Source organism: Hoeflea prorocentri, assembly GCF_027944115.1.
Classification (GTDB): Bacteria; Pseudomonadota; Alphaproteobacteria; order Rhizobiales; family Rhizobiaceae; genus Hoeflea_A; species Hoeflea_A prorocentri.
Genome location: NZ_JAPJZI010000001.1, coordinates 3,643,676 through 3,657,133 on the forward strand (window position 1 = coordinate 3,643,676; position 13,458 = coordinate 3,657,133).

General features: G+C 58.5%; 10 protein-coding genes. 2 read left to right on the forward strand and 8 right to left on the reverse strand.

The features are described from left to right. Positions 1-2 precede the first annotated feature (2 nt). The 5 genes from OQ273_RS17055 to OQ273_RS17075 form a co-directional block, all read right to left on the reverse strand. The gene (locus OQ273_RS17055; RefSeq protein WP_267991749.1) at positions 3-776 is read right to left on the reverse strand and encodes an ABC transporter ATP-binding protein; all 774 of its coding nucleotides are present in this window, start codon (positions 774-776) and stop codon (positions 3-5) included. 1 nt (position 777) lies between these two features. Beyond that, a complete protein-coding gene (locus tag OQ273_RS17060; protein WP_267991750.1) occupies positions 778-1,536 on the reverse strand; it encodes an ABC transporter ATP-binding protein in 759 nt (252 codons plus the stop codon). 12 nt (positions 1,537-1,548) lie between these two features. Then, positions 1,549-2,688 carry a branched-chain amino acid ABC transporter permease gene (locus OQ273_RS17065; RefSeq protein WP_267991751.1) on the reverse strand — a complete coding sequence of 380 codons (1,140 nt, stop codon included), beginning with the start codon at positions 2,686-2,688 and terminating at the stop codon, positions 1,549-1,551. Positions 2,689-2,692: 4 nt separating this feature from the next. Next, positions 2,693-3,718, reverse strand: a complete 1,026-nt coding sequence (locus OQ273_RS17070) for a branched-chain amino acid ABC transporter permease (protein ID WP_267991752.1) — start codon at positions 3,716-3,718, stop codon at positions 2,693-2,695. 102 nt (positions 3,719-3,820) lie between these two features. Beyond that, positions 3,821-5,164 carry a substrate-binding protein gene (locus tag OQ273_RS17075; RefSeq protein ID WP_267991753.1) on the reverse strand — a complete coding sequence of 448 codons (1,344 nt, stop codon included), beginning with the start codon at positions 5,162-5,164 and terminating at the stop codon, positions 3,821-3,823. A 365-nt stretch (positions 5,165-5,529) separates the two neighbouring features. Here OQ273_RS17075 and hemA point away from each other — a divergent pair, with 365 nt between their 5' ends. After that, positions 5,530-6,807, forward strand: a complete 1,278-nt coding sequence (gene hemA, locus OQ273_RS17080; protein WP_267991754.1) for a 5-aminolevulinate synthase — start codon at positions 5,530-5,532, stop codon at positions 6,805-6,807. A 14-nt stretch (positions 6,808-6,821) separates the two neighbouring features. Here hemA and OQ273_RS17085 read toward each other — a convergent pair whose 3' ends face one another. Both OQ273_RS17085 and mscL read right to left on the reverse strand, forming a co-directional pair. Then, positions 6,822-7,988: a pyridoxal phosphate-dependent aminotransferase gene (locus OQ273_RS17085; protein ID WP_267991755.1), complete on the reverse strand. Its 1,167-nt coding sequence runs from the start codon at positions 7,986-7,988 to the stop codon at positions 6,822-6,824. 100 nt (positions 7,989-8,088) lie between these two features. Further along, positions 8,089-8,502 (reverse strand): large conductance mechanosensitive channel protein MscL, encoded by a 414-nt coding sequence (gene mscL, locus OQ273_RS17090; RefSeq protein ID WP_267991756.1) that lies wholly within the window; start codon positions 8,500-8,502, stop codon positions 8,089-8,091. A gap of 241 nt (positions 8,503-8,743) precedes the next feature. On the opposite strand from mscL, the gene OQ273_RS17095 reads away from it, so the two are divergent. Further along, on the forward strand, positions 8,744-12,253 hold the full coding sequence (locus tag OQ273_RS17095) for a PAS domain-containing hybrid sensor histidine kinase/response regulator (protein ID WP_267993126.1): 3,510 nt from the start codon (positions 8,744-8,746) through the stop codon (positions 12,251-12,253). A 38-nt stretch (positions 12,254-12,291) separates the two neighbouring features. Here OQ273_RS17095 and OQ273_RS17100 read toward each other — a convergent pair whose 3' ends face one another. After that, positions 12,292-12,957: a response regulator gene (locus OQ273_RS17100; RefSeq protein WP_267991757.1), complete on the reverse strand. Its 666-nt coding sequence runs from the start codon at positions 12,955-12,957 to the stop codon at positions 12,292-12,294. Between the last annotated feature and the right edge of the window lie 501 nt (positions 12,958-13,458).

Genomic DNA, 13,458 nt, shown 5'->3' on the forward strand with positions numbered 1-13,458 from the left:
GGTCAGATGGCCAAGTACTCGTTGCGCAGATCCTCGTCATTAAGGACATCCTGCGCGATGCCGGAATAGACAACCTCACCCATATCGACGATGACCGCCTTGTCGGCAAGCTTGAGCGCGGCAACCGCGTTCTGCTCGACGATGATCGTGGTGATGCCGAGTTCCTTGATCTGGCGAACGATCTTTTCGATTTCCTGAACGATCACGGGCGCCAGACCCTCATAGGGCTCATCGAGAAGAAGCAGCTTCACATCGCGCGCAAGGGCACGGGCAACGGCCAGCATCTGCTGCTCGCCGCCGGACAGCGTGGTGCCCATCTGGGCGCGGCGTTCGGCAAGGCGCGGGAAATGTTCGTAGATGCGTTCCAGCTCCCATCCAAGCGGCTCCGCCACCTGTGACAGCATCAGGTTTTCCTCGACTGTCAGGCCGCCGATGATGCGCCTGTCTTCCGGCACGAGTTGAACGCCCAACTGTGCGGCCTGATAGGACTGCTTGTCATGCAGGCTCTCGCCGCCGAGCCAGATCTCGCCGGTTCGCAGTTGCGGATCGTCAACACGGGCAATTGTCCTCAGCGTTGAGGTCTTGCCGGCGCCGTTGCGGCCAAGCAACGCCAGGATTTCACCCTCGTTGAGATCGAGCGAAATGCCCTGAACGATGTAGGATTCGCCGTAATAGGCGTGGATATCGCGCACGGCGAAAAACGAATCGCGCGGGTCGGGACGGGCGCTGTCGGGCTCGGCGACCTGCAGGTCGCTTGCGTCGGTTTTCTTCAGCATGTCAGTGCGCTCCACCAAGATAAGCTTCCTGTACTTTCGGGTTGCCTTTGATTTCATCCGGTGTTCCCGAAGCGATGATCCGACCCTGTGCGAGGACAGAAATGCGATCAGCCAGCGAAAACACCACATGCATGTCGTGCTCGATAATCACCTTAGTCATACCACGCTCCTTGATGGTCTTCAAAAGGTCCACCGTGCGGTTCGTGTCGTGCCTGGACATGCCCGCCGTCGGCTCGTCGAGCAGCAGGAGTTTGGGGTGCTGGATCAGGCACATGGCAAGCTCCAGACGCCGTTTGTCACCGCGCGAAAGCGATGCGGCCTCGCGCTCCGCCATGACACCGAGCCCGACATCGGCAAGGGTTTTTTCTGCCTCATCTCGAACCGCTGCCTCGTGCCGCAGCTTGGCGAAAGGCCGCAATTTGAACGAGCCGTCACGGCTGGCAAAAGCCGGTATCATCACATTGTCGAGCAGGGTCAGGTCCGGGAAAATCTCAGGTGTCTGAAACACCCGCGAGACCCCGAGCTGGTTGATTTCGTCCGGCGTGTGGTTGTCGAGCACTTCGCCATTGAACACGACATGGCCGCTGTCCGGCTTGATCCGGCCGACACACACATTCAGCAATGTCGACTTGCCGGCACCGTTGGGCCCGATGATCGCGTGAGTCGTTCCTTCTTCCACGTTGAGATCAACATCGCTGAGGGCTCTTAAGCCGCCGAAGCTCTTGTGGACATCGGCCACGTGCAAAACACTGTTTGTCATGACGGGCTCCTCCTATTCGGCCGGTTGGGCTACGGCCGCGGGTTCGGACTTGTTACCGCTCCCGCCGCCAAAGCGGCGCAGAAGCAGCCTCCAGCCTTCCATGATGCCACCTGGCAGGAAGATGACGATCAACATGAACAGGACACCCAGTGTCAGGTGCCAGCCCTCGCCGACGAAGAGACCGGAAACCGATACCGCGATCTCCTGCAGGCTCTCCGGCAGGAACGAGTAGAAATTTTCCAGCGTCGCCTTGTTGAAGGACGAAAAGATGTTCTCGAAATATTTGATGACCCATGCACCGATCATCGGGCCGACCAGGGTTCCGACACCACCGAGAATGGTCATCAGCACGACCTCGCCCGAGGCCGTCCATTGCATGCGCTCGGCTCCAGCGAGCGGGTCGGTCACCGCCATCAGCGAGCCGGCGAGCCCGGCGAACATGCCGGAGATCACAAAGGCAGTCAGGGTGTAGGGCCGTGTGTTGAAGCCGGTATAGCCCATACGGTTCTGGTTGGACTTGATGCCGCGCAGGGTGAGGCCGAAGGGCGAGTTGAAAATCCGCCGCGTGATGAAGAAGCAGATGATCAGCACAACCGCGCAGAAGTAAAAGCCGGAATAGCCGCTCATCGACAGTCCGAACAGCGTGGTCGAAGGCAGGCCGTCACCGGCCTCCGTCGTCAGCCGGTCGAGGATGCGCGGGTCCTGCAGCGTCAGCTGCAAGCCGGTTTCACCATTGGTGATGGGTGTCAGCACCGAATAGGCAAGACTGTAGGACATTTGCGCGAAGGCCAGAGTCAGGATGGAGAAATAAATCCCCGAACGCCGCAGGCTGACATAGCCAATGACAAGGGCGAAAAGGCCCGCAAAAGCGACGCCGAAAAAGATCGCCGGGAGGACATTCATCGTGAACAGTTTGAACGACCAGACTGCCGCGTAGGATCCGACACCGAGAAACGCCGCGTGCCCGAAGGACAGATACCCGGTCAGGCCGAACAGGATATTGAAGCCCATGGCGAAGATGGCGAAAATCGCGAACTTCTGCAGCAGGTCGGGATAGTTGGCGCCGAATGGCGTCAGCCAGATCGGCATCAGCAGGATGACCAGCGAAAACGCCGCCAGCGCAAAAGGTTCCCTGTTGAACATCTGCTTCATCGTTCTATTCCTCCATCACGCCTTCGCGGCCAAGAAGCCCGCGCGGCATGGTCAACAGGATAACAACCGCAACCAGATAGATGATGATCTGGTTGATGCCGGGGAAAATGCTCATGACGGCATTCATCGACGCGAATGACTGAAGGATACCCAGCAGGAATCCGGCGAGAACCGCGCCCGGCAGCGAGCCCATGCCGCCGACCACAACGACGACAAATGACAGGACAAGGAAATCCATGCCCATGTGGTAGTCGGGCGGCAGGATCGGCGTGTACATGACGCCGGCAAGGCCGGCGACCACCGCTGCAATACCGAATACGACCGTGAACCGCTTCTGGATATTGATGCCGAGCAGGCCGACCGTTTCGCTGTCGCGCATGCCGGCGCGCACCACCATGCCGTAGGTGGTGAACTGCAGGAAGGCGAAGACCGCGGCGATCACCGCCGCTGCAAAGCCGAAATAGACCAGCCGCCACCAGGGATAGACGAGGCCGTCGCCCAGGCCGAGCCAGGCACCGATATCAGCGCTGCCGGCAACAACGGCAGGTGCGGCCTGCGGGATCGGGTTGGCACCGAAATAGTGCTTGATGATTTCCTGCAGGACGATCGCCAGACCGAAGGTAACGAGGATCTGGTCCGCATGAGGCCGCTTGTAGAAATGTTTGATCAGCCCGCGTTCCATGACGATGCCGATCACCAGCATCACCGGGATTGCGACGATAATCGAGAAGGGAACCGAATAATTGACCAGGAAAGCGCCAAAATCGCCCAGCCACGCTTCAACATAAGGCGTTCTGATTTCAACCGGCGTTCCCCAGGCGGTCTTTTCGGTCGGATGTGCGACAACCTTTTCCAGGCTGAGCAGCTTGTTGAAGGTCACCGCGCAAAATGCGCCGAGCATGAACAGCGCGCCATGGGCGAAGTTGACGACGCCAAGCGTTCCGAACACCAGCGTCAGCCCCAGCGCGATCAGCGCATAGGCGCCGCCCTTGTCGAGACCATTGAGAAATTGCAGCAGAATTGCATCCATATCCCTGTGCGCTCCCCTGCGCGATGCATGGTATCTTCCGGACCGCCGTCAAAGGACGGCGATCCGGTGCGTTAGCCGCTGAGTTCAAGCAGCTTCAGTCTACTAGCACTTGCGTACGTCGGACGGTCCGAGATCACCGCCGAAGATGGACGCATCGTAGGTGACCTGGTCACGCGGTACGATCTTGACGACTTCAAGCAGGTCAAACTGCGAGCTCGGGGCCTCGTTGCCCTTCACGACCAGAACTTCCTTGAAGCACTGGTGGTCCGCAGCGCGATAGAGCGTCGATCCGTTGCCCATGCCGTCGAACTCGAAACCTTCGAGAGCCTCGATGACTGCCGGCGGTTCAAAGGAACCGGCGCGCTCGCAAGCATCGGCGTAAAGCAGTGCCTGGACGTAGCAGGTCTGAGCAGCCTGGGACGGCGGGAAGCCGTACTCCTGACCGAAGGACTTGACGAATGCCTGCGATCCCTCGTCCTGCAGCGACCAGTTCCAGTTGGTGGTGCCGAGGATGCCCTTGATGTTTTCACCGGCGCCCTGCGCCATGAGACGGGAGAACAGCGGAACAACGATCTGGAAGTCCTTGCCGTTGACCTGTTTCTCGCGCATGCCGAACTGAACGGCCTGGGTCAGCGAGTTGACCATGTCCTTGCCGTAGTGGTTCAGGACCAGCACGTCGGCACCGGAGTTCAGGACCGGCGTCAGGTACTGCGAGAAGTCACCAGCGCCAAGCGGCGTGCGGACTGCATTTGCCGTCTGCCAGCCCAGGCCTTCGGTGGTGTTCTTGATCGACTCTTCCTGGGTCCAGCCCCAGTTGTAGTCAGCCGTCAGGTGATAGGCTGTGCGGTCCGTGCCGAGCTGATCGGCAAGGATCGGTCCAAGTGCCAGCCCTGACTGATAGGCGTTGAAGAAGTGGCGGAAACCGAACCGCTTCTTGTCCTTGCCCGTCGTGTCATTGGAGTGGGTCAGGCCCGCCATGAAGATCACACCCATTTCCTGGCAAAGACCCTGCACGGCAACAGCAACACCGGACGATGATCCGCCGGTGATCATGATAGCGCCGTCCTTTTCGATCATGCGCTTGGCCGATGCGCGGGCGGCATCGGATTTGGTTTGGGTATCGCCGGTGACGAACTCGACCTTCTTGCCAAGAATTCCGTTACCCTTGAGTGCTTTTGAAGAGAACGTGTTGAGCAGGCCACCGTCGCCTTCACCGTTCAAGTGCTTGACGGCCAGTTGATAGGCACGCAGTTCATCCGCGCCCTCATCGGCGTAAGGGCCGGATTGCGGCACGTTGAAGCCGAGCGTCACGGTGCTGCCTGTCGGCATGTTGCAGAAGCTTTCCGCATGGGCACCGCGCACGAAGCTCAGCGGAGCGGCTAGTGCCACACCCGACGCCGCACCTGCCTTGAGCAGACCACGACGTGTCATGGTTAGTTTGGACATGTCATTCCTCCCGAATGTCGCTGATCGAGCGTCCCGTTTCCTCATCACGGAACGACGCAGATGCTAAACACGATCGGGGCGGGCGCAATAATCCATTCGGTTATAAGACTATAGTCTATGAGACTTTTGTCTGATGCAGTTTTACACGTACGGACAATGTGCAAACCGCCGGAACCCGAAAAAATAATGCGGGTTGCTTGATCGTGATCAATGATGCGTCATTTTAGCTGTTTAGAGTCCGTCTAAAGTCTGATAGGACGATGGTGTGACCGGGTGCTTTTTCGGACTGAATCGAACAGGGATGAACGCGGAACGCCGATCGCTGACAAAGTGAAACGAATTCCGCAGGTTGGAGTAAGTTTTCCATGGACTATCGGGGCATTTTTCAAGACGCAGTGGATCAGCTCCACGCGGAAAAACGCTATCGTGTGTTTGCTAATCTCGAACGAATGGTCGGCAAGTTTCCACGCGCTGTCTACCGCTCAGGCGGAACGGCAAGAGAAGTCACGGTGTGGTGCTCCAACGACTATCTCGGCATGGGCCAGAACGACATGGTGATTGACGCCCTGTGTACGGCAGCCGGAAAGATGGGTTCGGGCGCGGGCGGAACACGCAATATATCCGGAACCAACCATCCGCTTGTCGAACTTGAACTTGAACTTGCCGATCTGCACGGCAAGGAAGCCGCGCTGGTGTTCACCTCCGGTTTCATCTCCAATGAAGCCTCGATTTCAACGATCGCGCGGCTTTTGCCCAACTGCCTCATCTTGTCGGACGAACTCAACCATTCCTCAATGATCGAGGGCGTGAAGCGTTCCGGCAGCGAAAAGAAAATATTCCGTCACAACGATCTGGATCACCTTGAAGAACTGCTGCGCGCAGCTGATCCTCAGCGCGCCAAGCTGATCGTGTTCGAATCGGTCTACTCCATGGACGGCGATATCGCCCCCATCGAGGCCATTGCGGATCTCGCCGACAAATACAATGCGATGACCTATATCGATGAAGTCCATGCCGTCGGCATGTATGGATCACGCGGCGGCGGCATTACCGACCGTGACGGCCTGTCCGACCGCATCGATATCATCGAGGGCACTCTGGCAAAGGCGTTCGGCGCGCTTGGCGGATATATCACCGGTTCGCGGGCCGTTATTGACGCCGTGCGCTCCTATGCACCGGGCTTCATATTCACCACCGCCTTGCCGCCGGCGATCGCGGCGGCTGCCACGGCCTCAATCCGCCATCTGAAGACATCACAGGACGAGCGCACCGCGCATCAGCGCCAGGCCCAGGCAACAAAAGAGATTCTTTCCAGTGCCGGTTTTCCGGTGATGCCGTCGGAAACGCATATCGTGCCGCTTCTGGTGGGCGATCCGGAACTGTGCAAGATGGCGTCCGACCGCTTGCTCGACGTTCACGGCATATACATCCAGCCGATCAACTATCCGACCGTTCCGCGCGGAACGGAGCGGTTGCGGATCACGCCGAGCCCGTTCCATGACGATCAGCTTATCGGCGAGTTGTGTTCGGCGCTTACGGAAGTCTGGAATACACTCGGAATACCGTTTGCAACCGGTTCCGACGAAGGCACGGTGAAATCCGACCGGATCGTCAAGCTGACCGTATCGAAGGCAGGCGGCTGACCGCCGCCTCCCATCTAGATATTCGAGATAAAGCGCGAGAGACGGTCAGCGGCCGTCTCCACATGGTCCTGCTTGCGCAGAAAACAGGCGCGCAAAAAGGCCTCTCCGCCTTCCGCAAAGCCACATCCGGGAGCAAGACCGATCCCTGTTTCATCGACAATGCGATAGGCGGCCGCGCGGCTGTCTTCCATGCCGTCAATCGCGAAGAAGGCGTAGAACGTCCCATCCGGCTTTGAAAGTCTCACACGATTGGTCGAAAGCAACGCGTCGCACAGGATATCGCGATTGCGCCTTGCCTGTTCCTTCAGTTCTTCGACATAGTCGTCTCCCTGGCTTATGGCCGCCAGTGCGCCCTGCTGGGTGAACTGAGGAACGCCCGAGGTGGAAAACTGAACAAGGTTTTCAAAAACCTGCCCGAGTTCCGCCGGCGCCTTGATCCAACCGATACGCCAACCGGTCATGGACCAGTTCTTGGAAAACGTATTCACATAAATGATCCGGTCGTTCTCGTCCGCGATATCCAGAAAGGAGTCAGAGCGATGGCCGGAATAGAAGAAGCGCGCATAGATCTCGTCGGCGATGACCCAGATTCCGGCCTTTCGGGCCAACTCCAGAATCTGGGAGAGCTCTTCGCTGTTGGCCGTCCAGCCGGTTGGATTGGACGGGGTGTTGATGAAAAGCGCACGTGTCCTTGGCCCGATTGCCGCTGCAAGCCGGTCCATATCCAGATGCCAGCCTCCATCGGTGAAATCAAGTTGCACGCCAACCGCGCGGGTGCTCGACAATTGCAGGGCCGCCACGATATTGGGCCATGCCGGCGACAGATAGATGATTTCGTCACCGGGCGCCGCCACCGCCTCGATTGACATTCTGATAGCCAGCATGCCCGAGCCGGTCACAAAGAATGTTTCGGGGTCGGCGCCGGTGCCAAAGTGCCGGCCGTAATAATCTGCCAGCGCCTGCCGAAGCGGCGGAATACCCCGCTGCCAGGTATAAAATGTTTCGCCTGCGCGTAGCGAGCGTTCCGTCGCGTCGCAGATGAAGGCCGGTGTCGGGCGATCGCCCTCACCCACCCAAAGTGGAACGACATCCTCCCTCAGCCGGGCATGGTTGACGACTGCAACGATCTCGCTTTCGGGCACACTGCGTGCCTGCGGACTTAATGAATCAAGAAAACTCAACTCGGATCTCCGTTTGCTGTCTGACGGCATACAGGCAGCAAACGGAAAAATCACGCGACAATCGTTTATGATCCGATCGACGCCGCTGATGCATTGTGTTCTATTTTTTCAGCAGATCGCGAATTTCGGTCAGAAGCTGGACGTCAGCGGGCGGCGCGGCCGGAGCGGCAGGCTTTTCTTCCTCCTTGCGCCGCATATTGTTCACGCCCTTGACCATCAGGAAAATGATCCAGGCGAGAATCAGGAAATTGAGCGCTACGGTTATGAAGTTGCCATAGGCAAGCACCGCGCCCTGCTCCCGCGCCGCATCGAGCGTGGATGCGGTCACGGCGCTCGAGAGCGGAATGAAAAAGTCGGAGAAATCGAAACCACCGAAAATCGCGCCGACCACCGGCATAATCACATCATCGGTCAGTGATTTCACGATCAGCCCGAACGCGCCGCCAATAATGACCCCGACAGCAAGATCCATGACATTGCCCTTGGCAATGAACTCCTTGAATTCGTTCAGCATGATGACTCCCCTTTGCTTGTTGTATTGCTGAATACTTTCATAGACCGGAGCCTAAACCGGTTTTTGCTTTGTGATAATCACTAATATTGACAGGCGGTCAGCTTCCCACAGGAGACGGCCCAGCACCGCGCCGTCCCATTAACCGTCGTCAGAACCTACAACTTTGTCCGCATTTGCCTGTGCCGTCACAGCGTTTATGCTACCTGCCACTCCGGACCGGCTCGAAAGGATCGGCAAGGCCATGTTGGCAGGCTGGGTCATAGTCACCTCCGCTTTGCTCTATCTGCTGCTGTTGTTTGCTATCGCCAGCTATGGCGACAGGAAAACGGCGGCGGAACGGGGCGCCGGCACCGGCCGGCCTTTGATCTATGCACTGAGCCTTGCGGTTTACTGTACATCCTGGACCTATTTCGGCGGCGTCGGCCTTGCGGCCCAGCGCGGTTTCGAGTTCCTCGCCATCTATATCGGGCCGATCCTGATGTTCACGCTCGGCATGCCTGTGCTGCGCCGCATCGTCAATCTGGCAAAAGCGGAAAAGCTGACCTCCATTGCCGATTTTATCGCCGCGCGCTACGGCAAGAACCCGACAGTTGCGGGCATTGTTGCACTGATCGCAGTCATTGGAACGATCCCCTATATCGCCCTGCAATTGAAGGCGGTTTCCGCATCGGTGGCCATCATCATGGAAAATGCGCCATTCGAGGCGCAAACGGATTCGTTCCTGCTGAACGACATATCGCTGATCGTGGCGCTCCTGCTTGCCGGCTTTGCGGTCATATTCGGCACACGCCATACGGATGCGACCGAACACCAGAACGGGCTGATCCTTGCGGTTGCGACGGAATCGGTCGTGAAACTCTTTGCCTTCACGGCCGTTGGGTTGTTCGCAACATTCCTGCTCTTTGACGGGCCAAGCCATCTGCTCGAGCAGGCACGCCAAAGCGCGACCGTCACCGATGCCCTGAGCTATCAGACCTCGCCTGCCCGCTGGATCGTGCTGACACTGCTTTCTGCCGTCGCCATCGTCGTGCTGCCAAGGCAGTTTCACGTAACGGTGGTCGAAAACCGCACCGAAAGCGAGCTCAAGACCGCGGGCTACCTGTTTCCCCTTTACCTCATTGCCATCAACCTGTTCGTTATTCCGATCGCGGTCGCCGGTCTCCTGACACTGCCGGGCGGCGGGGCGGGTGATCAATATGTCCTGCTGCTGCCGCTGGTCAACGATCTTTCCTGGCTCTCTCTTGCGACCTTTATCGGCGGCTTTTCCGCGGCAACCGCCATGGTGATCGTGGCCTCCGTGGCCGTTGCGATCATGATCTCCAATGACCTCGTCATGCCTGTTCTGCTTCGGCAAAATGTTATCCGACGCGACTCGGACGGCGGCGATTTCACCGGAACCCTGTTGAAGATCAGACGGACTGCGATCGTCTGCATCCTACTGTTGGGATATGCCTACTACCGGTCGGCAAACTTTGATGGCGGGCTCGCGTCCATCGGCCTTCTTTCTTTCGCCGCCATCGCGCAGTTTGCACCGGCGCTTTTTGGCGGTCTCGTCTGGAAGGGCGCCAATGCCCGCGGCACAATCGTCGGTCTTGCCGGCGGCATGGCAGTCTGGACCTATCTCCTGTTTGTGCCGAGCCTCGGGGGTCCCGACAATTCCGATATCGCGGCAAATGTGCTGAACTTCCTGGTGCCGGGAACGGATGTCTTTGCCGGCGCGAGGGCGGACCCCTTCGTCAACAGCGTAATCCTGAGCCTCCTGGTCAATCTGGCCCTGTTTGTCATCGGATCGCTGTCGCGCCCGGCAAGGCCGCTGGAGCGCATGCAGGCCGGCGTTTTCATTCCGCAACGTTCGATGATCAGACCGGCGCGCAATGACTGGCAGACCGGCATCACGGTCAAACAGCTCAAGCAGGCAATCACCAAATATCTCGGGGCGGAGCGCACGGAGCGCTCCTTCCATACCTATGAGACAACACGCGGGCGCTGGCTTGAACCCAGTGCCCCCGCGGATATGGATCTGGTGCGCTATTCCGAACAATTGCTCGGAAGCGCCATCGGATCGGCGTCGGCGCGGCTTGTCCTGTCGCTGCTTTTTCAGAAAGAGGATGACACATCCTCGGATACGGCGCGGCTGCTCGATGAAGCATCGGAGGCGCTGCAATATAACCGCGACCTGCTTCAGAGCGCACTTGGACAAATGGATCAGGGCATCACCGTGTTCGACAGGAACACCCGGTTGAGTGTGTGGAACCGCCGGTTCCGCTCACTCCTGGACCTGCCGGAATCGGTTGGCCAGGTCGGCGTTCCGCTTGAGGATATTGTCGCCATCCTGGCGAAACGCGGCGATATACGGAGCGACCAGGTCAAGAACATCATCGACAGCTTCCTGACGATGGACATTTCCTGGACGATTACCCTGGCGCAATCGGGCCGCATTATCGAAATTCGCTCCAATCCAATGCCCGATTCCGGTGTTGTGACGACCTATGCGGACATCACTGAGAGAGTGGCTTCAGCCAAGGCGCTCAAGCAGGCCAACGAAACGCTGGAGCAAAGAGTTGCCGAGCGCACGGCGGAGCTTGTGCGGGTCAATGGCGAACTGGCGCAGGCACAGTCGCACGCAGAAGAAGCTAATATCGGCAAGACACGGTTCCTGGCGGCCGCCGGCCATGACATTCTCCAGCCGCTCAACGCCGCGCGGCTCTACTCCTCGTCACTGGTCGAGCGGCTGGGCGGCTCATCGGACCGGGAACTGGTCCAGCACATCGATTCATCACTGGAATCGGTCGAATCGATCCTCGGCGCCGTGCTGGATATCTCCCGCCTCGATACAGGCGCGATGAAACCGCAGGTTTCCAGTTTCCCGCTGAATGACCTTCTGAGGCGGATCGAAACGGATTTCGCGCCTCTGGCGGCGGAAAACAATCTCGAACTCAAGGTCATTCCGACGTCCGTGCTGGTGAGGAGCGATCCCAATCTCCTGCGGCGGCTGATCCAGAATCTTGTATCCAACGCCATCAAATACACCCGAAGCGGCCGCGTTCTTGTCGGCGTTCGTCACAGTGGCAGCAAGGCCTTCGTTCAAGTCGTCGACACCGGCATCGGCATTCCATCATCCAGTTTCGAAATGGTCTTCAGGGAATTCACCCGGCTGGACGATGGCGCCAAGACGGCATCCGGTCTGGGCCTTGGCCTGTCGATCGTCGACCGGATCGCGCGGGTGCTCGAACACCGGGTTCATCTGGCGTCAACGCCAGGAAGGGGCACCGATTTTCGTGTGGAAATCCCGATCGAGACAAATATCAAACGGGTTCTTCCGACAACGCGGGCGCCAGCACCGATTCAATCGCCGGCCGCACTCGACGGGCTTCATGTGCTGTGCATCGACAATGAACCGGATATTGTGAACGGTCTCGAAATACTCCTGAAAGGCTGGAACTGCTCGGTCGTCAGCACAGGCTCGATCGCCGATCTGGACAGGCTTCTGGCCGACCGCAACGAGCCGCCGGATGTGATCGTTGCCGATTATCATCTCGACGACGGCAACGGCATTGAGGCTATCACGCTCATCCGCACCCACTGGAATGTGGACACCGCAGCTGTTCTGGTCACGGCCGACCGCACTCTCGATGTGCGCAACCGAGCGGAAGAGCGCTCGATTTCGATTTTCAACAAACCGTTGCGGCCGGCGGCGCTGCGCGCGTTTCTCAACCAGATCGCGGCGTCCCGCAAATCGGCCGCAGAGTAGACTGAACCGTGACGCTATGAACGGCCGGGACGTACCGCTCAGGGAACCGCGCCGGCCTCTCGATCCAGCGCGTCGGAGCCGATCCTGGAGAGTTGAATGACAGCCTGTGTCCGGCTGTCGACACCCAGTTTCTGAAGCACGGCCGATACGTGGGCCTTGATCGTCGCCTCCGACACGTCAAGTTCGTAGGCGATCTGCTTGTTCAAAAGCCCTTCGGCCAACATGCCCAGAACCCTGCTTTGCTGGGGCGTCAGGGTCTGCAGCCGCGCGATAAGGTCAGCAATTTCCGGATCCTGCTCGGGTCCGAGCTCGAAGTCCTTCGGTGTCCAGACATCGCCCGAGAGGATGGCAGTGATGCCATCGCGGATTTCCTCGATGCTGGCGGATTTGGAGATGAACCCCGATGCGCCGAGATCGAGCGCCCGGCGAACAGTCGTCGGATCATCCGAAGCCGACACCACCACAACGGGCAGGCTGACATATTCGGCTCTCAGTGCGATCAGACCTGACAGACCGCTCACGCCGGGCATCGTCAGATCAAGCAGCAACAGATCGGCCTCAGGGTGCTCGTTGGCCGCACTGCGCGCCGCGCTGAAATCTCCGGCTTCAACAATTTCCAGACCATCCTCAATCCCGGTTAGCGCCTGCCTCAATGCGCCGCGAAAAAGCGGGTGATCATCTGCTATGATAAATGTTCTCGACAATTCGAACGCCCCCTCCCAGAGGCAGCCGCGTCTGGAAGGATTCGTTTCTCCCGCCCGTCCATCCCGGCCCGATCAATAACGCAGTGCATATCGCGCCGCGCCGCATAATGCTACCGGGCTTGTGGTTGGACGAAAAGAGATTTCTTTTTTGCTTAACCGGTCCGACTTGCAGATACCGACAAATGCGGGATCTAAGAGGCGCGCTGGTATGAGATGAGCACTTGCGGCCGCTTGTTCCCGTCACGACAGGATGGACACAGGGAAACGCAGTTTTTCAAGCGCTCCGCTTTCTTCAGTGCCAGCCTGCTGTTCGGATATTCTCCAATATAGAGCCGGTGATATTTATCGGGTAAATTCGGGCATTGCTCAGCATGCACTTCGTACACGCCGTCCTTCAGGACTTCGTCAAGAAAATAACTCGCCAACCGGACACTTCCTCCAATATTAGCCAGCTCTCTTGTTATAATACCGGGAGCTTGGCCTTTTGTTACTGTCCGCCCG